General features: G+C 60.7%; 20 protein-coding genes. 9 read left to right on the top strand and 11 right to left on the bottom strand.

Features of this window, described 5'->3' with window-relative positions:
* Window positions 1-58: 58 nt before the first annotated feature.
* The 8 genes from PspCFBP13508_RS15160 to PspCFBP13508_RS15120 form a co-directional block, all read right to left on the bottom strand.
* A complete protein-coding gene (locus tag PspCFBP13508_RS15160) occupies window positions 59-316 on the bottom strand; it encodes a hypothetical protein (RefSeq protein ID WP_039763921.1) in 258 nt (85 codons plus the stop codon).
* Entirely contained in the window at window positions 313-525 is a 213-nt protein-coding gene (locus PspCFBP13508_RS15155; protein WP_039763920.1) for a hypothetical protein, read from the bottom strand. Before PspCFBP13508_RS15155 ends, PspCFBP13508_RS15160 begins: the two co-directional genes overlap by 4 nt.
* A 256-nt stretch (window positions 526-781) precedes the next feature.
* Window positions 782-961 (bottom strand): hypothetical protein, encoded by a 180-nt coding sequence (locus tag PspCFBP13508_RS15150; RefSeq protein WP_016775003.1) that lies wholly within the window; start codon window positions 959-961, stop codon window positions 782-784.
* 156 nt (window positions 962-1,117) lie between these two features.
* A complete protein-coding gene (locus tag PspCFBP13508_RS15145) occupies window positions 1,118-2,293 on the bottom strand; it encodes a lactonase family protein (protein WP_137214979.1) in 1,176 nt (391 codons plus the stop codon).
* A complete protein-coding gene (locus tag PspCFBP13508_RS15140) occupies window positions 2,280-2,591 on the bottom strand; it encodes a DUF5629 family protein (protein WP_122507909.1) in 312 nt (103 codons plus the stop codon). Before PspCFBP13508_RS15140 ends, PspCFBP13508_RS15145 begins: the two co-directional genes overlap by 14 nt.
* A 179-nt stretch (window positions 2,592-2,770) precedes the next feature.
* The gene (locus tag PspCFBP13508_RS15135) at window positions 2,771-4,351 is read right to left on the bottom strand and encodes an aldehyde dehydrogenase (NADP(+)) (protein WP_137214978.1); all 1,581 of its coding nucleotides are present in this window, start codon (window positions 4,349-4,351) and stop codon (window positions 2,771-2,773) included.
* A 9-nt stretch (window positions 4,352-4,360) separates the two neighbouring features.
* A complete protein-coding gene (gene araD1, locus PspCFBP13508_RS15130) occupies window positions 4,361-5,353 on the bottom strand; it encodes an AraD1 family protein (protein WP_122507911.1) in 993 nt (330 codons plus the stop codon).
* Between the two features lie 145 nt (window positions 5,354-5,498).
* Window positions 5,499-6,821: an MFS transporter gene (locus PspCFBP13508_RS15120; protein WP_024013183.1), complete on the bottom strand. Its 1,323-nt coding sequence runs from the start codon at window positions 6,819-6,821 to the stop codon at window positions 5,499-5,501.
* A 192-nt stretch (window positions 6,822-7,013) separates the two neighbouring features.
* Here PspCFBP13508_RS15120 and PspCFBP13508_RS15115 point away from each other — a divergent pair, with 192 nt between their 5' ends.
* Window positions 7,014-8,750, top strand: a complete 1,737-nt coding sequence (locus tag PspCFBP13508_RS15115) for an IlvD/Edd family dehydratase (protein ID WP_041480068.1) — start codon at window positions 7,014-7,016, stop codon at window positions 8,748-8,750.
* Window positions 8,751-8,937: 187 nt separating this feature from the next.
* Window positions 8,938-9,657, top strand: coding sequence for a FadR/GntR family transcriptional regulator (locus PspCFBP13508_RS15110; protein WP_024013185.1), 720 nt, complete (start codon window positions 8,938-8,940; stop codon window positions 9,655-9,657).
* Window positions 9,658-10,005: 348 nt separating this feature from the next.
* On the opposite strand, the gene PspCFBP13508_RS15105 is transcribed toward PspCFBP13508_RS15110, so the two are convergent.
* Together PspCFBP13508_RS15105 and PspCFBP13508_RS15100 are read right to left on the bottom strand one after the other, a co-directional pair.
* A complete protein-coding gene (locus PspCFBP13508_RS15105) occupies window positions 10,006-12,390 on the bottom strand; it encodes an RND family transporter (protein ID WP_137214977.1) in 2,385 nt (794 codons plus the stop codon).
* Window positions 12,387-13,430, bottom strand: a complete 1,044-nt coding sequence (locus tag PspCFBP13508_RS15100) for a YCF48-related protein (RefSeq protein WP_137214976.1) — start codon at window positions 13,428-13,430, stop codon at window positions 12,387-12,389. The genes PspCFBP13508_RS15105 and PspCFBP13508_RS15100 overlap by 4 nt, the downstream gene beginning before the upstream one ends.
* A gap of 462 nt (window positions 13,431-13,892) precedes the next feature.
* Between PspCFBP13508_RS15100 and PspCFBP13508_RS15090 the strand changes: the two genes are divergently transcribed.
* The 7 genes from PspCFBP13508_RS15090 (at window position 13,893) to PspCFBP13508_RS15055 (ending at window position 19,232) form a co-directional block, all read left to right on the top strand.
* A complete protein-coding gene (locus PspCFBP13508_RS15090; RefSeq protein ID WP_007968626.1) occupies window positions 13,893-14,483 on the top strand; it encodes an amino acid synthesis family protein in 591 nt (196 codons plus the stop codon).
* 31 nt (window positions 14,484-14,514) lie between these two features.
* Entirely contained in the window at window positions 14,515-15,348 is an 834-nt protein-coding gene (locus PspCFBP13508_RS15085; protein WP_137214974.1) for an alpha/beta fold hydrolase, read from the top strand.
* Window positions 15,345-16,826 (top strand): aldehyde dehydrogenase, encoded by a 1,482-nt coding sequence (locus tag PspCFBP13508_RS15080; protein WP_042606772.1) that lies wholly within the window; start codon window positions 15,345-15,347, stop codon window positions 16,824-16,826. The genes PspCFBP13508_RS15085 and PspCFBP13508_RS15080 overlap by 4 nt, the downstream gene beginning before the upstream one ends.
* A gap of 12 nt (window positions 16,827-16,838) precedes the next feature.
* The gene (locus PspCFBP13508_RS15075; protein WP_137214973.1) at window positions 16,839-17,324 is read left to right on the top strand and encodes a flavin reductase family protein; all 486 of its coding nucleotides are present in this window, start codon (window positions 16,839-16,841) and stop codon (window positions 17,322-17,324) included.
* Window positions 17,325-17,455: 131 nt separating this feature from the next.
* Window positions 17,456-17,845 (top strand): carboxymuconolactone decarboxylase family protein, encoded by a 390-nt coding sequence (locus PspCFBP13508_RS15065; protein ID WP_039763896.1) that lies wholly within the window; start codon window positions 17,456-17,458, stop codon window positions 17,843-17,845.
* A gap of 57 nt (window positions 17,846-17,902) precedes the next feature.
* The gene (locus PspCFBP13508_RS15060) at window positions 17,903-18,667 is read left to right on the top strand and encodes a GntR family transcriptional regulator (RefSeq protein WP_016775014.1); all 765 of its coding nucleotides are present in this window, start codon (window positions 17,903-17,905) and stop codon (window positions 18,665-18,667) included.
* A gap of 1 nt (window position 18,668) precedes the next feature.
* Window positions 18,669-19,232 (top strand): NUDIX hydrolase, encoded by a 564-nt coding sequence (locus tag PspCFBP13508_RS15055; RefSeq protein ID WP_024013191.1) that lies wholly within the window; start codon window positions 18,669-18,671, stop codon window positions 19,230-19,232.
* Window positions 19,233-19,358: 126 nt separating this feature from the next.
* Here PspCFBP13508_RS15055 and PspCFBP13508_RS15045 read toward each other — a convergent pair whose 3' ends face one another.
* A complete protein-coding gene (locus PspCFBP13508_RS15045) occupies window positions 19,359-19,655 on the bottom strand; it encodes a DUF1330 domain-containing protein (protein WP_137214971.1) in 297 nt (98 codons plus the stop codon).
* Between the last annotated feature and the right edge of the window lie 61 nt (window positions 19,656-19,716).

The following is a 19,716-nucleotide window of genomic DNA, read 5'->3' as shown; positions in this document are numbered from 1 at the left end:
CGAAGGCTGCGATCTTTTGATCTGATCGTTCCCACGCAGAGCGTGGGAACGATCTTCGTCAGGCCAGGGCGTTACACATGCCCAGCGCCATGCAATCCACTTCAAACGGCCCGAGAAAATCCACCGCGACCTTGACCGGTGGATTGCCGGCCATCAGCCCCAGCGTGTTGGCGCGTTCAATGTTGTGCGCGATGTTGTGGTTGGCCTCTATGGCCCGGGCCAAACCGCCCACCGAGCCCTGGCCAAACCCCAACAGTGAGGCGCCGTTGGTCATCAGCGCGAGGCTGGCGATGACCCAGAGTCTGTAGCCTTTCATGCGCCGCCGACTCCTGCGAGTTCAGCCCTGTCGACCATCGCGCTTTGCGAGCGCAGTTCGAACTGGATGCCGGGGTGGGCGACGTCGATCGGGGCGTCGAAGCTGTGTTCCATCTGCGCGCCGATGCTGACGAACAGCACCACGGCCAAGTACAGACCGATGGCCAGGTAGGCGCCGCGTTTGGCGGAAGTGAGGATTGCGCTGGCCATGGTGTTCTCCGTGGGCAAAGGTTTCGATGGCCACAGAATCAATCAAAAAAGCCGAAGCAACCACTCAGGGTTCGCAATGGTGAATATCAGCTTCGTTGATTATTTACTGGCTCTATTTGCCAGCGAGAGAAAACCTATGAGTGCAGAACCCGCGCGCGTGTAGGAGCTGCCGAAGGCTGCGATCTCTTGATTTTGCTTTGAAAAACAAGATCAAGAGATCGCAGCCTTCGGCAGCTCCAACAAGGAGATGGCAATTTCAGGCTTGGGTTTTGTGATCCAGCGCAGCGTAGAAGTTGGCGCTTTGTTGCAGGTATTTCTGGGTGTAGCTCTGGGTGTGGGATTTTTTGCTGGCGATTTCGACGTTGGCACCGGCTGGCAATACCACGGTGGCAGAAATGGCGGAAGCGGCGATGACGGAGAAGAGATTGAAGTTCATGGCGGTAACCCTCGTGTTCGTTTGCTTGGTTTGCCCGGTCGGGCTGTGAAACAAACGTAACGCTCGAGGGTTGCTCGCTTGAAATCTTTTGTAGCATTAGCCGTTATCAGTGCAATTAATACAACGATGCAAGCCCCGTAGACCGGGGCCTGTGGCTTATTGTCGCACCAGGAATTTCAGATCGCTTGGCGCGTCCATCGGCAGTTTTTGCACGGTTTTGCCCAGCAGACCGGTGTTGGCATCGCGTTCGACGACGACAATCTGGTTGCTCTTCTGGTTGGCAATCAAGACGAATTTGCCGCTCGGATCGAGGGCAAACTCGCGCGGGTGATCACCCTCGACCGAGCGCTTTTGCAGCTCTTTGAGCTGACCGGTCGCAGGATCAATGCCGAACACTACGAGCTGATTGGCCGTGCCGCGATTGCTCACGTAGAGAAACTTGCCGTCAGCCGAAGCATGCAGCGCCGCGCCGGCCTTGTCCGAAGTTGGCTGGCCCGCCGCGAGATCGACCAGTTGCGTCTGCGTCAGTACGCCGTCCTTGTAATCGAACACCGCAACCTGCGCGCTCATCTCCATGGTCAGCCAAGCGTGTTTGCCATCAGCGCTGAACAGCAGATGACGCGGGCCACTACCGGCCGGCAAGGCTACCGAGGCGGTTTTCGCCGGGGTTAGCGGCAAGTGCGGGTTGGCCTTCGGGTCGTACTGATAGATGAAAACCTTGTCCGCGCCCAAATCATTGGAGAACACATAGCGCCCGTCCGGCGAAGACACCGTCGAGTGCACATGATTGGAAGCCTGACGCTCAGGATTGACCCGGCTGGCCGGGTGGCCGCTCATCTGCACCACCGGTTTCAGCTGGCCGTCGGCATCGACCGGCAATACCGCCAGGGTGCCGCCCGGATCTTCCATCACCGAATAGTTGCTGACGAACAGGTGTTTGGCATCAGCGCTGAGGCTGGAATGGGTAGGCTCGTTGCCCAGGCTCTGCACTTGATTGATCAGGCTCAGCGCATGGGTCTTCGGGTCGATGGCGAAGCTGCTGACGCGGCCGACCGGGTCAGTCTGGCCCGGACCGTTTTCATTGACCACGAACAGGCGTTTCTGGTCTTTCGAGAGGGTCAGCCACGAAGGGTTTTCGGTCTTGACCACTTGCAGTGGCTTGGCGTCGATCTGGCCGGTGGCGCTGTCGAACTGCATGCGGTAGATGCCCTGGCTGGAACCGGCGGTGTATGAGCCGACCAGCAACTGCAAGGTGTCGGCAGAGGCGCTGGAAAGCCCCATCGCGCCGACGCTGCCGGCCATCAGCAATGGCCAGAAGTTACGCATTTTCATTATTGTCATCCTCATCGTCGCTGCTGCTGACTACGTCGCCGAGGCACACCAGACGATGCTCGCCCGTGGTCTTGGTGTCGCTGGCGTAACCGGTGATCAGCCAGCTCTGCAGCGTCTCATCGAACGTCGCTTGCGCGACCTGCGCCGGGGTGAATTCCCAGTGTTTGGCTTCACGGCCATCGATGCATTCGATGTGCAGGTTATCGTCCTCGTCGAGGGCGAATTCGAAGGCGTGCAGGCCATCGATTTCGACCATACCGCAGTGTTCGAGGGCGTTGAGAAGGGTTTGGGCAGTCATGGCAAACAGTCTTTCTAGGGGGAAAGGGCCAATGATAGCCCAATGTGATCCAGAGGCCCCTGCTGGAACCTCTGTGGGAGCGAGCCTGCTCGCGAAGACGGTGTGCCAGCTAACAAATAACTGGCTGATATTCCGCGTTCGCGAGCAGGCTCGCTCCCACAGGGGACATCGGCTTGGCTTTAGATCGCCTCACGCGATGGCTTGCCATCCACCAAACGCTGAATCCGCAGCGGGTTGGCGTTTTTCAGTGGTTCGGGCAGCAAGCTGTCCGGGTAGTTCTGGAAGCACACCGGGCGCAGGAAGCGGTCGATCGCCAGCGTGCCCACTGACGTGCCGCGCGCATCGGACGTCGCCGGGTACGGCCCGCCGTGCACCATCGAATCGCACACTTCGACACCGGTCGGATAACCGTTGAGCAGGATGCGCCCGACTTTCTGTTCCAGCAGCGGCGTCAGTTCGGCGAATTGCTCGAAATCAGACGGCTCGCCGATGATCGTCGCGGTCAATTGACCGTGCAGGCCGTGCAGCGCTGCGCTCAGTTGTGCCTGATCGGCCACTTCGACGATCACCGTGGTCGGGCCGAACACTTCTTCCTGCAGCACTTCATCGCCGTTGATCAACAGGCTGACATCGGCCTTGAACAACTGCGGCTGCGCCTGATTGCCCTGCTGCGGATTACCGGCCAGATGCGCGATGCCGCTGTGCGCCAGAAGCTTTTCCAGGCCTTTGCCATAGCTGCCGAGGGTGCCGGCGTTGAGCATGGTTTGCGCCGGTTGATCACCGATTGCAGCGGCGACTTGTTGGACAAACGCGCTGAACTGCGGCGAGCGAATACCGATGACCAGACCCGGGTTGGTGCAGAACTGACCGCAACCCTGAACCACCGAAGCGGTGAGGTCGCGCGCGACGGTTTCCGAACGTGTGGCCAGTGCTTGCGGCAAAACGATCACCGGGTTGATGCTCGACATCTCGGCGAACACCGGGATCGGTTGCGGACGTGCGGCAGCCATGTCGCACAAGGCGCGACCGCCCTTCAGCGAGCCGGTGAAACCAACGGCCTGAATCGCCGGATGCTTGACCAGCCATTCACCGACGCCGCCACCGTAGATCATGTTGAACACGCCGGCGGGCATACCGGTTTTTTCTGCGGCACGAATGATCGCGTCGGCGACCAGTTCAGCGGTGGCCATGTGGCCGCTGTGCGCCTTGAATACCACCGGGCAACCGGCGGCCAGTGCTGCTGCGGTATCGCCACCGGCAGTGGAGAACGCCAGCGGGAAGTTGCTGGCACCAAACACGGCGACCGGGCCGAGGCCGATGCGGTACTGACGCAGATCCGGACGTGGCAGCGGCTGACGATCCGGCAATGCCTGATCGATCCGCGCGCCGTAGAAATCACCGCGACGCAGGACTTTGGCGAACAGACGCATCTGCCCGCTGGTGCGACCGCGCTCGCCCTGAATACGTCCGGCCGGCAGCGCGGTTTCGCGGCAGACCACAGCAACGAAATCATCGCCAAGCGCATCCAGCTCATCCGCGACCGCATCGAGGAATTGCGCGCGACGTTCGGCGCTGAGGCTGCGATAGGTCGGGTAAGCCGCAGCGGCGGCCTTGGCGGCGGCGTCGACTTCTTCGGCCGTGGCCTGAATGAAATCGTGCGGCAGGGCCTCGCCAGTGCTGGCGTCTACCGAGTGCAGTTTGACGCTGCCGGCGGCGCTGCGCTGACCGCCGATGTAGTTGTGACCGAGAATCTGAGTCATGGGATCTCCTTAAAGGGTGCCGATGCTGTCCGGTTCAAAAGCCGCCTGAACCGGTGCGATACCGTTGACCAGCGGTGCGCCGAAGTCGGCCTGGCTGATCTCGAACGTGTCGCCCGGCTGGGTGCGGATGCCGTCGGCAAACGACAGGGTCGCAGTGCCGAAAAAGTGAATATGCACGTCGCCCGGACGCAGGAACTGACTGTATTTGAAGTGGTGGTACTCAAGGTTCGCCAGGCTGTGGCACATGTTGGCCTCGCCGCTGAGGAACTCGTTCTGCCAGAGCACTTCGCCGTCACGCAGGATTCGGCTGGTGCCGGCAAGGTGTTGAGGCAATTCACCGGTACGAAGTTCCGGGCCATAACTGCAACTGCGCAATTTCGAGTGCGCCAGGTACAGGTAATTCTTGCGTTCCATGACGTGGTCGGAGAACTCGTTACCGACGGCGAAACCGAGGCGATACGGCTTGCCATCGTTGCCGATGACATATAGGCCGGCCATCTCCGGCTCTTCGCCGGCGTCTTCGGCGAACGGCGGCAGCGGGAACGGCTGCCCCGGACGCACGACAATGCTGCCGTCGCCCTTGTAGAACCACTCTGGTTGCACGCCGGCCTGCCCCGCCGCCGGTTTGCCACCCTCCACGCCCCATTTGAAAATGCGCATGGTGTCGGTCATCGCCGCTTCATCGCCGGCCTGCTGGTGCATCTTGTCGCGGGCCGAAGCACTGCCCAGATGGGTCAGACCAGTACCGCTGACCAGCATGTGAGCCGGGTCCGGGTGATCCAGTGGAGGCAGGATGCGCAGGTCTTTGAGCAACTGCGCGTAGTCGTGGCTGGCACCGAGGCCGAGGCTTTGCACTTGCTGCTCAAGGGAGCTGCCGGCCTCGATTGCAGCCAGGGCCAGATCACGGACACTGCGGGCGTCCTCGACTTCGCGGACCTGACCGTTGTCGACCACGCCGACACGGCGCTCGCCGTTGGGTAATTCGAATTGAACCAGATGCATGATTTTCTCCTGTTCCATCAAAAACGCCGCCATCCACTGTGGGAGCGAGCCTGCTCGCGAAAGCGGTGTACCAGTCACCAGCAGTGTTGAATGTTATGGCCTCTTCGCGAGCAGGCTCGCTCCCACAGGGGCCAGTGTTGGTCAGTCAGGTTCGGGTCGCGCCACGGGCGCTGGCGGCGAACTGGTCGACGGGCAGCACGTGCTTGCGTTCCAGCACGCGGTAGACGATGCCGGTCAGAATCAGCCCGAACACCATCACGCCCGAGAGGAAGTACAACCCCGAAGCCAGATTGCCGGTGTATTCCTTCAACGCGCCGATCACGAACGGCCCGATATACCCGCCCAAATTGCCCACCGAGTTGATCAAGGCAATCCCCGCCGCGGCACTCGCGCCGGCAAAGAAGCGCCCTGGCAAGGTCCAGAACACCGCAGTGCACGAGAACAACGCGAACGCCACCAGACACAGCGCCGCCAGTTGCGCCACCGGCAGCGACAGCCAGGCACTGAGAAACAGGCCCAGCGCACCGAGCACATAGAGCACCGCCAAGTGGCCGTAGCGATCATTCAAGCGGTCGGAGCTGCGCGGAATGATCAGCAGGCCGATGATCCCGAAAATGTATGGCACCGAAGAGACGAAACCGGTGACCAGATCGCTGCCGCCGAACTGTTTGATCAGCGTCGGCAGCCACAGGCCGAGGCCATAAATGCTCAGGGTCACCGGCAGATAGAACAGCGCCAGCAACAACACGCGTTTGTCTTTCAACGCATGCAGCGGATTGCCGTGACGGGTCTGGCCGTACTCCTGCAAGTCCTTTTTCAGCTCGCCGGTCAGCCAGTCTTTTTCCGCCTGATCCATCCACTTCACTTGCTGCGGGCCGTCCGGCAGCCAGCGCAGGACCGGCCAGGTCAGCAGGATCGCCGGGGTGCCGATGACGATGAACAGCCACTGCCAGCCATGCAGACCAAGGATGCCGTCCATGCCCAGCAAACCACCGGACACGGGACCGGTGATCATCATCGCGATCGGTTGCGACAGGATGAACAGGCCGAGGATCTTGCCGCGATGGCGCACCGGGAACCATTGGGTGATGTAGTACAGCACGCCAGGGAAGAAGCCCGCCTCCGCCGCGCCGAGCAGAAAGCGCATCACATAGAAGCTGTGCGGCCCTTGCACAAAAGCCATGCCGATGGTGATCGCGCCCCAGGTGATCATGATCCGCGCGAACCAGCGCCGCGCGCCGAAGCGTTCGAGCATCAGGTTGCTGGGAATCTCTAGAAGAAAGTAGCCGATGAAAAACAGCCCGGCACCGAGGCCATAGGCGGCGTCGCCGATGCCGATGTCGGCGCCCATGTGCAGCTTGGCAAAGCCGACGGCGGAGCGATCCACATAGGCGATCAGGTACAGCAGGATCAGGAAGGGAATCAGTTTCAGTGTGATGCGCCGGACAAGCCGCAATTCCTGGCTCATGAGATCGGTCTCCGATTGTTGTTTTTATAGAACCTCGGGGGACGCCTCTCGCCAAAACAGCCAGGGCCATCCCTCCGTCGAAAACGACTATATAGTAATACTAATTACCCAACAACTCTTCCAAAGCGCGGATTTTGAGCTTAGATTAAGCGTCAGCTCGCAAACAATAGTCTTACAATAAGAGAATCGATCATGTCTGATAAGAAACCCACCCTGCGCTCCGCCCAATGGTTTGGCACGGCCGACAAGAACGGCTTCATGTACCGCAGCTGGATGAAGAATCAGGGCATCGCCGACCATCAGTTCCACGGCAAGCCGATCATCGGCATCTGCAATACCTGGTCGGAACTGACTCCGTGCAACGCGCACTTCCGCCAGATCGCGGAGCACGTCAAACGCGGGGTGATCGAGGCCGGTGGTTTTCCGGTGGAATTCCCGGTGTTCTCCAATGGCGAATCGAACCTGCGCCCGACTGCCATGCTCACCCGCAACCTGGCGAGCATGGACGTTGAAGAAGCGATTCGCGGCAACCCGATCGACGGCGTAGTGCTGCTCACCGGTTGCGACAAAACCACTCCAGCACTGCTGATGGGCGCGGCCAGTTGCGACGTGCCGGCCATCGTCGTCACCGGCGGGCCGATGCTCAACGGCAAGCACAAAGGCAAGGACATCGGTTCCGGCACCGTGGTCTGGCAGCTCAGCGAACAGGTCAAGGCCGGCACCATCACCATCGATGACTTCCTCGCAGCCGAGGGCGGCATGTCGCGTTCGGCGGGCACCTGCAACACCATGGGCACCGCGTCGACCATGGCGTGCATGGCTGAAGCGCTGGGCACTTCGCTGCCGCACAACGCGGCGATTCCGGCCGTAGATGCACGCCGTTATGTGCTGGCGCACATGTCCGGCATGCGTGCGGTGGAGATGGTGCGTGAAGACCTGAAACTGTCGAAGATCCTCACCAAGGAAGCCTTCGAAAACGCTATTCGTGTCAACGCTGCCATCGGCGGTTCGACCAACGCCGTGATCCACTTGAAAGCCATCGCCGGGCGCATCGGCGTCGAGCTCGACCTGGACGACTGGACCCGCATCGGTCGCGGCATGCCGACCATCGTCGACCTGCAACCGTCCGGGCGTTTCCTGATGGAAGAGTTCTACTACGCCGGTGGTTTGCCAGCGGTACTGCGTCGCCTCGGTGAAGCCAATCTGATCCCCAACCCGAACGCACTGACCGTCAACGGCAAGTCCATCGGCGAAAACACCAAGGACGCGCCGATCTACGGCGAAGACCAAGTGATCCGCACCCTCGACAATCCGATTCGCGCTGACGGTGGCATCTGTGTGTTGCGCGGCAATCTGGCGCCGTTGGGCGCGGTGCTCAAGCCGTCCGCCGCTAGCGCTGAACTGATGCAGCATCGCGGTCGCGCCGTGGTGTTCGAGAACTTCGACATGTACAAGGCGCGGATCAACGATCCGGAGCTGGACGTCGATAAGGATTCGATTCTGGTGATGAAGAACTGCGGGCCGAAGGGTTATCCGGGCATGGCTGAAGTCGGCAACATGGGCCTGCCGGCCAAGCTGTTGGCGCAAGGCGTGACGGACATGGTGCGCATTTCCGATGCACGCATGAGCGGCACCGCTTACGGCACGGTGGTTTTGCACGTTGCCCCGGAAGCGGCAGCGGGCGGGCCTTTGGCGGCAGTAAAGGAAGGCGACTGGATCGAACTCGATTGCGCCAGCGGCCGTCTGCATCTGGACATTCCGGATGCTGAACTGGCCGCGCGCATGGCCGATCTGCAAGCACCGCAGCAATTGCTGGTGGGCGGTTATCGTCAGCTGTACATCGATCACGTGCTGCAGGCGGATCAGGGTTGCGACTTTGACTTCCTGGTTGGCTGCCGAGGTGCCGAGGTTCCGCGCCACTCTCACTAACAGCGCAATTCCCCTGTGGGAGCGAGCCTGCTCGCGAAGAGGGAGTGTCAGTCGACATCTATTTGACTGATATGCCGCCTTCGCGAGCAGGCTCGCTCCCACAGTTGCTTTTGCGTATCGCCTCAAATCTGTGCCGTGCCTGCTATGATGCGCGGCATCTCCATCGCTCAGGATCGCGCCACTCCCCATGGATTACCGCAAACCTTCCGACCGTAAAAGCATGCACTCGCGCATCGTCCAGGAACTGGGCATGCAGATCGTCTCCGGACGCTTTTTGCCCGACGACAAACTGCCCGCCGAAGCCCTGCTGTGCGAGGAGTACGCGGTCAGTCGGCCGGTGTTGCGCGAGGCCACCCGAGTGCTGGTGGCCAAGGGGCTGGTGTATTCCAAACCGCGCGTCGGCACAGTGGTCAAGGCCCGCCGCGAATGGCACATGCTCGACCCGGACGTGCTGCACTGGCTGATGCAGAGCAGCCCACAGAATGAATTCTTCAACGTGCTGACCAGCGTGCGCAGCATCATCGAACCGGCAGCCGCCGCCCTCGCCGCCCAGCATGCAACCGATGCCGACATCGCTGCGATCAACGAAGCCTACCAACGCATGGAAGCCGCGCCGACCCCGGAAGCGCTGTTGCAACCGGACCTGGACTTCCACAGCCGCATCGCCGATGCGACGCACAATGATTTGCTGGCCAATCTATGCAACATGTTGGCGGTAGCGATTGCCGAGGCGTTGAAGCATTCCAATCAACGGCCGAATCTGCATGAACTGGCGTTGCCGAGGCATAAGGCGATTTTGACCGCGATCGAGAACCGCGATGCCCTGGGAGCCCGGCATGCGACGCTGGTGCAGTTGGATGATGCGCGCAGTGCGTTGAGTGTGGTGCTGGGTGCTGAGCTTTCTTGAGGCTTGAGACCGCTTGCCCTCACCCTAGCCCTCTCCCAGGGGAGAGGGGACCGATTGGGGGATATTCGAGAGTTACGCCGACTTGACCGATTAGCTTTGAATCCGTAATCGACTCGACATCTCCAGTCGAACGATTTGCTGTGTCCATAATCGACTGGCATCTCGGGGCGAACGCTTTGCTTTGGATCCATAATCGACTCGGTCTTTCAGGTCGGTGTATGGCGAAAGACACCGCGGTCAGTCCCCTCTCCCTCCGGGAGAGGGCTAGGGTGAGGGGCTCTTGATCTTGAACCACAAAAAAAGCCGCAACCCCTAAAGGTTGCGGCTTTATCGTTTCAGCCTGTCAGATCAGTGGGCAAACAACGAGTTGCCCTTCTGCCCTGCCAGCTTTTCAGGCTTGATCAGGAACTTGGCCAGCGCCGGCAGCAGCCACAGCGCACCGAACATGTTCCACAGCAGCATGAAGGTCAGCATCAGACCCATGTCGGCCTGGAACTTGATCGCCGAGAAGATCCAGGTGCACACGCCGATCGCCAGGCACAGGCCGGTGAACAGCACTGCTTTACCCGTCGACTTCAGCGTCTGGTAATAGGCTTCCTGCAACGGCAGCCCGGCACGCAGGAAACTTTCCAGACGGCTGTAGATGTAGATGCCGTAGTCGACGCCGATCCCCACACCCAGCGCCACCACCGGCAGCGTCGCGACTTTCACGCCGATGCCCATGAACGCCATCAGCGCGTTGCCGAGCACCGAGGTCAGCACCAGCGGCAGGACAATACACAAGGTCGCGGCCCACGAGCGGAAGGTGATCATGCACATCACCGCCACGCAGATGTACACCAGGATCAGGATGGTCAGCTCAGCCTGTTTGATGACTTCGTTGGTGGCCGCTTCGATCCCGGCGTTACCGGCGGCGAGGATGAATTCCAGGCCGTCCTTGTTGTTTTCCTTGGCGAACTCCTGAACCGCACTCACCGCACGGTCGAGGGTTTCGGCCTTGTGGTCGTTGAGGAACACCAGCACTGGCGCCAGCGAGCAGCTGTTGTTGTACAGGCCATCGGCGCGGGCGATCGAGTTGTTCAGTACGTCCGGGTTGCGCGACAGGGTTTCCCATTTCAGGTTGCCCTCGTTCATGCCCTTGATCATCTGCTTGGACACGGTCACCAGCGAGATCGCCGACTGCACGCCCTCGGTGTTCTGCATCTTCCACATCAGCTGATCGATCGGCGCCATGGCTTCGTAGCGCGAGCAGCCTTCGGCCTTGGTCTTGACCATCACCACCAGCACGTCGGAACTGGTCGAGTAGTTGCTGATGATGAAGTTGTTGTCCTTGTTATAGCGCGAGTCCGGACGCAGTTCCGGCGCGCCCTGGTCGAGGTCGCCGATCTTCAGGTTCTGGCTGTACCAGAGGCCGCCACCGAAGGCGATCAGCGCCAACGCTACCGAAATCGGCGCAACTTTCGGGCTGGCGAAGTTCGACAGCAGACGCCAGAACGGGTGTTCGCGGTTCGCATCTTTCTTGCTCTTGGCAATCGCGCGCTTGCTGATGCCGACATAGGAAATCGCCACCGGCAGCAGGATCAGGTTGGTGAACACGATCACCGCAACGCCGATAGACGCGCCGATCGCCAGTTCACGGATCACGCCGATGTCGATGATCAGCAGGGTAATGAAGCCCACCGCATCGGCCAGAATCGCGATCATCCCCGGCAGGAACAACTGGCGGAAGGTGCGTCGTGCAGCCGTGAGGGCGTTATCGGCCTCGCTGGATTGCAGGGCGATACCGTTGATCTTCTGCACACCGTGGGAAATGCCGATGGCGAAAATAAGGAACGGCACCAGCATCGAATACGGGTCGAGGCCGAAGCCGAAGAAGTGCATCAACCCCAGTTGCCAGACCACCGCCACCAGCGTCGTGCTCAACACCGCGATGGTGCTGCGCAGGCAGTTGGTGAACCACAGCAGCAGAATCAGGGTGATGACGAAGGCGACACCGAAGAACAGCACCACCATCACCAGACCATCGATCAGGTCACCGACCTTCTTGGCGAAACCGACGATGTGGATCTTGATGTTGGGGTTCTGCGCTTCGAACTTGTTGCGGATCTTGTCTTCGAGCTCATGGGAGAACTGGCGATAGTCCAGCGCCAGCAACTTGCCCTGATCCTGCGGGTCCGGATAGGCCTCCAGCAGCGGGATGTCGACGATGCTCGACTTGAAATCGTTGGCCACCAGACGCCCGACCTGGCCGGACTTGAGCACGTTGTTGCGCAGCAGATCGAGGCTGTCCTGGGAGCCGTTGTAGCTCTGCGGAATCACTTCACCGCCGGCGAAACCCTCTTCGGTCACTTCGGTCCAGCGTACGCTCGGGCTCCACAGCGATTTGAGGCCGGAACGATCGACGCCGGAAATGTAGAACACTTCGTCGTTGATCTGGCGCAGGGTCTCCATGTACTCCTTGGAGAAAATGTCGCCGTCGGTGGCTTCCACCGAAATACGCACGGTGTTGCCGAGGTTCGCCAGATCGTTGCGGTGCTCCATCATCTTTTCGATGAAGGGATGCTGCAGCGGGATCATTTTTTCAAAACTGGTCGACGGCCGAATCAGCGTGGCCTGCCAGAACAGGAAAATGCTCACCACCAGGCAGATCAGGATCACGGCCGGGCGGTTGTTGAAGATCAGGCGCTCGAGAACCGTCGCCTTTTCCTGCTGAGGAGTGATCAAGGAAGTCATAGCCCCGCCTTCTTGTTATTGGTCTCGGCACCGTTTGGCTGGGTGATGTGCAAGCCACCCTGCCCGGTCAGAATCAGGTTGCCGTTGCCGGCGGCGGTGACCGACGACAGCGAAATGCGATCCGGGCGGTTGAACACGCTGAAGGTTTCGCCGTTGTCGCTGCTGCTGATCACCGAGCCGCCGTTGCCGACGATGACGATCGAGCCGTCTTCCAGCAGCGTGCCGCCGGACAGGCCGAACTCCAGCGCACCGCGTGCGGCTTTGAGTTCGACCTGCTCCCAGTTGCTGCCGAAATCAGTGGAGCGATAAAGGTTGCCGCGCAAGCCGTACGCCAGCAGGGTCTGCGGCTGCGCCGTGCCGATCACGCCGAACAGCGAACCTTCGTACGGGCCTTCAAGCTTTTCCCAGGTCTGGCCGTCATCGGCAGAGCGGAACATGCTGCCGGACTCGCCGACGATGAACAGCCCGGCGTCTTTCACGGCGGCGATGGCGTTGAGGTGGAACTGGTCTTCGTTGTCGAGGCGATCGCTGACGTCTTCCCAGTTCTTGCCGCCGTCGGTGGTTTCCAGCAGCGTGCCGTAGGCGCCCACGGCAAAGCCGTTGCTGGCGTCCTTGAACCAGACGTCGAGCAGCGGCGATTCACGTTTGAGGTCTTCGAATTGCTTGGTCCAGGTCAGACCGCCGTCTGCACTGGCGAGAATCTGCGCGTCGTGGCCCACGGCCCAGCCGTTTTTGTCGTCGACGAAATACACGGCGGTGAGCAGTTGTCGGGTCGGCACCTTGGCCTGGGTCCAGGTCTTGCCCTGGTCATCGGAATAGACGATGTGCCCGCGATCGCCGACCGCGACCAGACGCGCGCCAGCGTGGACGACATCAAGAATCAGGCTTTTTGCGGCCTTGGCCGATTCGGTGGCATAGACCACGTCAGCCGGGGCCTCGGCGGCAATCACAGGTGCCGATAACGTGGCAAAGCCCAGCAGTGAGAGTGCTGTGGCCAGCAACGCGGTGTTGCGTAACGCCGGCGGGCGGCAACGACTCATAGACCTTCCCCTATTTATTATTGTTGGGCCATCGGGCCTTCAAGGGCGCCGCAAGGGTGCTCGGCTAGTGGCAGATCAGAAGCATCATCCTGAAACCCGCAATCCAGAGCCCCTTCGGAAGCTGGCTCATCCTATCGGGCTTTGCAAATGTCTGACAATCAGCGCCACGTTATCTTTTGTTAACCGAAAGCGGCCCTCTGTAACCAATCATTTTCCCTGTGGGAGCGAGCCTGCTCGCGAATGCGATGTACCAGTCACCCTGTTTATTGGCTGACCCACCGCTTTCGCGAGCAGGCTCGCTCCCACAGGGGTTAGGGGTGGTCTTGGTATTTGTAGTTGTCAGTGAATGCAGCGCCATTCGCCGGATGGATACGGCAAATCTTGCGAAGGGGACTTGCAGGATTGGTATTATGGTATACCATCAGACGCACAGACACTCTCAATCCCCCAACGGAGCAGCTCATGAGTTTCGAAATTCGCAAGATCGTCAGCTATGTCGAAGAAACCTTCATTGAAGGCGGCAAGGCTACTGACAAGCCGGTGACCATGGTCGGCCTCGCCGTGGTGATGAAGAACCCGTGGGTGGGCAACGGTTTTGTCGAAGACCTCAAGCCGCAGATCCGCGCCAACTGCTCCGACCTCGGCGCAATGATGGTCGAACGCCTGGTCGGCATCATCGGCGGTGCCGAGAAAATCGAGGCCTACGGCAAAGCGGCCGTAGTCGGCGCTGATGGCGAAATCGAGCACGCGTCGGCGGTGATCCACACCCTGCGCTTTGGCAACCACTATCGCGAAGCAGTGAAAGCCAAGAGCTACCTGAGCTTTACCAACAAGCGCGGCGGCCCTGGCACTTCGATTCAGATCCCGATGATGCACAAGGACGACGAAGGCCTGCGTTCGCACTACATCACCCTGGAAATGCAGATCGAAGACGCGCCGCGTGCCGACGAAATCGTCGTCGTGCTGGGTTGCGCCGACGGTGGCCGCCTGCATCCGCGCATCGGCAACCGCTACATCGATCTGGAAGAACTGGCTGCCGAAAAAGCCCAGTAATCACAATAAAAAGGCATTGCAGGAGCGCTCCATGATTCGGCTCACCGCTGAACTCACCCCGGCTGGCACCAGTTACCTGGCGACCGGCCAAGGCCAGCCCGTGGTCTTGATCCACGGCGTGGGCCTGAACAAAGAAATGTGGGGCGGGCAGATTGTCGGCCTCGCCAGCCAATACCAGGTGATCGCCTACGACATGCTCGGCCACGGCGCCAGCCCGCGCCCGGCCAGCGGCACCGACCTGCTCGGTTACGCCGATCAGTTGCTCGAGCTGCTCGATCACTTGAACGTGCCGCAGGCAGCGGTGATCGGTTTCTCCATGGGCGGACTGGTCGCGCGGGCCTTCGCCCTGCATTACCCGGAGCGCCTGCAAAGTCTGGTGGTGTTGAACAGTGTGTTCAACCGCAGCAAAGAACAGCGTGCCGGCGTGATTGCGCGCACTGCGCAGGCTGCCGAACACGGCCCGGACGCCAATGCCGAAGCCGCCCTGTCACGCTGGTTCAGCCGTGAATATCAGGCGGCCAACCCGGCGCAGATCGCCGCATTGCGCCAGACCTTGGCCAACAACGATCCGCAGGGCTACCTGACCACTTATGAATTGTTTGCCACCCAGGACATGTACCGCGCCGACGACCTGAGCAGCATTCAGGCGCCGACCCTGATCGCCACCGGCGAACTCGACCCCGGCTCGACCCCGGAAATGGCCGAGCAACTGGCCCGGCGCATCCCCGGTGCGAAGGTTGCCGTGCTGCCCGAGCAACGGCATATGATGCCGGTAGAGTCGCCGCGTCTGGTCAACCAGATGCTGCTGGAATTTCTCCAATTCGCACACGCCCGACAAAACCATATAAAGGGGATCGTTGCATGACACTCGCACGCTTCCAGATGTGCATCGGCGGAGACTGGGTTGACGCCCTCTCCGGCAAGACCTTCGAAAGCCTCAACCCGGCCTCCGCGCAGGCCTGGGCGGAACTGCCCGACGCCGATGAAGCGGACGTCGAACGCGCCGTGCAAGCAGCGCAAACTGCTTTTGACAGCCCGGCGTGGCGCGGTCTGACCGCCACCGCGCGAGGCAAACTGCTGCGCCGCCTCGGTGATCTGATCGCAGAAAACAAGGAACACCTGGCGCAGCTGGAAAGCCGCGACAACGGCAAGCTGATCCGCGAAACCCGTGGCCAGGTCAGCTATCTGCCGGAGTTCTTCCACTACACCGCAGGCCTCGCCGACAAGCTTGAAGGCGGCACCCTGCCGCTGGACAAGCCTGACCTGTTTGCCTACACCGTGCACGAAGCCATGGGTGTGGTCGCCGCGATCATTCCGTGGAACAGCCCGCTGTACCTGACCGCAATCAAACTGGCCCCGGCCCTCGCCGCTGGTAACACCATCGTGATCAAGCCGTCCGAGCACGCCTCGGCGACCATTCTCGAGCTCGCACGCCTGGCCCTCGAAGCCGGGATTCCGCCGGGCGTGGTCAACGTCGTCACCGGTTACGGCCCGAGCACCGGCGCCGCCCTCACCCGCCATCCGCTGATCCGCAAGATTGCCTTCACCGGCGGCGCGGCCACGGCACGGCATGTGGTGCGCAGCAGCGCCGAGAACTTCGCCAAGCTGTCGCTGGAGCTGGGCGGCAAGTCGCCGAATATCATCTTCGCAGACGCCGATCTGGACAGCGCGATCAACGGTGCGATTGCCGGCATCTACGCGGCGTCCGGGCAGAGTTGCGTGTCAGGTTCGCGCTTGCTGGTGCAGGACGAAATCTACGACGAATTCGTCAATCGTCTGGTCGAACGCGCCCAGCGCATCCGCATCGGCAACCCGCAGGAAGACCACAGCGAGATGGGCCCGATGGCCACCGCCCAGCAATTGGCGGTGGTCGAAGGTCTGGTCGCTGACGCCATCGCCGAAGGCGCGCGTTTGCGCACCGGTGGCAAGCGTCCGGCGGATCTCGGTGAAGGCTGGTTCTACGAGCCGACGCTGTTCGAGTGCGACCGCAATTCGATGAAGATCATGCAGGAAGAAGTCTTCGGCCCGGTGGCTTCGGTGATTCGCTTCAAAGACGAAGCCGAAGCACTGGCGATCGCCAACGACTCACAGTTCGGCCTCGCCGCCGGCATCTGGACCCGCGACCTCGGTCGCGCCCATCGTCTGGCGCGCGATGTGCGCTCGGGGATCATCTGGGTCAACACTTACCGTGCGGTGTCGGCGATGGCGCCGATCGGCGGCTTCAAGAACAGTGGCTATGGACGCGAAAGCGGCATCGATTCGGTGCTGGCCTACACCGAACTGAAAACGGTGTGGATCAACCTCTCCCAGGCGCCAATGCCTGATCCGTTTGTGATGCGCTAGGAGTCCTGCGAAATGATCGAACCCGGCATTTACAAAGACGTCATGAGCTCGTTTCCGTCCGGCGTCACGGTGGTCACCACCCTCGACCCGGAAGGCGGCATTGTCGGCATCACCGCCAGCGCGTTCAGCGCGCTGTCGATCGACCCGGCGCTGGTGCTGTTCTGCCCCAACTATGCGTCCGACACCTACCCGGTGCTGCGCGACAGCAAGAAATTCGCCATCCATTTGCTCTCCGCCGAGCAGACCGCCGAAGCCTACGCGTTCGCCGGCAAGGGCAAGGAAAAGGCCAAGGGCATCGAGTGGCACCTGAGCGATCTGGGCAACCCGATCCTGGCCAAGGCCACGGCGATCATCGAGTGCGAATTGTGGCGTGAATACGACGGCGGCGATCACGCGATCATTGTCGGCGCAGTGAAGAACCTGATCCTGCCCGAGCAACCGGTGACGCCGATGATTTATCACAAGGGCAAGCTCGGCCCGTTGCCGACTCTGGCCTGACGAATTCACACAAATCCCTGTAGGAGCTGCCGAAGGCTGCGATCTTTTGACTTTGATTTTCAAGAGCAAGATCAAAAGATCGCAGCCTTCGGCAGCTCCTACACGAGGGATCTGTGGTGACAGGAGGATTTATGAGTAACGAGAAGTATGAAAAAGGCCTGCAAATCCGCACGCAGGTACTCGGCGAAGCCTATGTTCAGCGTTCGATAGACAACGCCGACGATTTCACCCGCCCGCTGCAGGAAATGGTCACCGAATACTGCTGGGGCCATGTCTGGGGGCGTGAGGGTCTGTCGCTCAAGGAGCGCAGCATGATCAACCTGGCGATGATCTCGGCGCTCAACCGCCCGCATGAACTCAAGCTGCATGTGCGTGGCGCCTTGCGTAACGGCCTGAGTCGTGAGCAAATACGCGAAATTCTGCTTCAGGTCGGCATTTATTGCGGCGTTCCGGCGGCCGTGGACAGTTTCCGGCTGGCCCGTGAAGCCTTTGCCGAAGCCGACGCCGAGGCCTCCAGTTAACCCTCGGCTGTTTTGATGCCCGTCTGGCATGGACAGCCAAGCTCAAGAGCGGACCCCATGAAACGCCAGCCACTCGACGACAGCTTCAAGGTCAATCGCAACCCCGTTACCCTGCGCGAAATCGTGCTGGACAAACTGCGTAGCGCGATCATGAATTTCCAGCTCATGCCAGGTGATCGTCTGGTCGAACGCGACCTCTGCGATCGCCTCGGCGTCAGCCGCACCTCGGTGCGCGAAGCCTTGCGTCACCTCGAATCCGAAGGCCTGGTGGAATTCGCCGACGCCAAAGGCCCGCGCGTAGCCATCATCACCCTCGACGACGCCGTCGATATCTACGAACTGCGTTGTGTGCTCGAAGGCCTGATCGTCCAGCTGTTCACCCTGCGCGCCAAAGCCAAGGACATCAAAGCCCTGGAAAAAGCCCTCGATGACAACCGCAAGGCGTTGAAGGACGGCGAGCTGCAACAGGTCATCGACTCGGTGCAGGGTTTCTACGACGTGCTGCTCGAAGGCTCGGGCAACCATGTCGCCGCCACCCAATTGCGCCAGTTGCAGGCACGCATCAGCTATCTGCGCGCGACCTCGGTCTCCCAGGAAAACCGACGCGGCGCGAGTAATCACGAGATGGAAAAAATGGTCGAGGCGATCAAGAGCGGCGATCCGCTGGCGGCGCATCAGGCCTGTGTCGATCACGTCCGCGCGGCCGCCGCCGTGGCCCTCGATTACCTCAAGCGCAAGCAGGAAGAGACAGGCGTCGCCGTCAAAGGTACCCCGGCGATCACCCTGCCGATCGCGCTGAAAGAACCCCGCATAGGTCAATGACATGTTCAGCCCGAGCTTTTGCCCGAAATGCGGTGGCCCTGACCTCGGTCAGCAGACGCCGCCGGGTGATACGCACGAGCGCCTGATGTGCCGCGGCTGCGGCTATATCCACTACGTCAATCCGAAGATCATTGCCGGCTGCATCATTGAGCAGGACGGCAAATACCTCCTGTGCCAACGGGCGATCCCACCACGCCCGGGCACCTGGACGCTGCCGGCCGGGTTCATGGAAAGCGGTGAGACCACCGAGCAGGCGGCGCTGCGCGAAGTCTGGGAAGAAAGCGGCGTGCGCGCGGAAATCGTCTCGCCGTATTCGATCTTCAGCGTGCCGAAGATCAGCGAGGTGTACATCATCTTCCGCGCCATCGCCCTGGAAATCACCGGGCAGTACGGGCCGGAGACCATGGATTACAAGTTCTTCGCCCCGGAAGAGATTCCGTGGGAGCAGATCTACTACCCGGCGATCCGGCAGATTCTCGAGCGCTATATCGAAGAGCGCCAGGCTGGGGTCTACGGGATTTACATGGGGAATGATGACAGCGGCAAGATTCATTTCATGCGCTGACATTTGCCTGAACACAAAACCTGTGGGAGCGAGCCTGCTCGCGAAGGCGTCGTGTCAGTCAATACAAATGTTGAATGTTCGAACGCATTCGCGAGCAGGCTCGCTCCCACAGGATGGTGGTGTGGCTCAGTTCGGGGCAACGCCCTCGACGATAATGATCTCCGCCTTCGCCCATTCCTCGCGATAACTCTTCGCCTCCTGATACGCCGCCGAGTGGTAGCACGCCACGGCTGTTTCGTAGCTTTCAAACTCGATGATCACGGTGCGCTGTGGCGTCTGCCGTCCTTCCATCGCTTCGCTGCGCCCGCCTCTGGCCAGAAACTTGCCGCCGAAAGCAGCAATCGCCTGCGGGGTGCGCTGGGTGTATTGGCTGTAGTGCTCGGCATCGGCTATATCCACATGTGCAATCCAGTACGCCTTCATAGTGACCTCTTTGTTGATTTTGTATTATGGTATACCAATATATTTCCAACGAACCCTGAGA

The sequence above is a fragment of the Pseudomonas sp. CFBP13508 genome (assembly GCF_005233515.1).
Lineage (GTDB): Bacteria > Pseudomonadota > Gammaproteobacteria > Pseudomonadales > Pseudomonadaceae > Aquipseudomonas > Aquipseudomonas mercuritolerans.
This window is presented reverse-complemented; position numbering and strand designations above follow the sequence as displayed.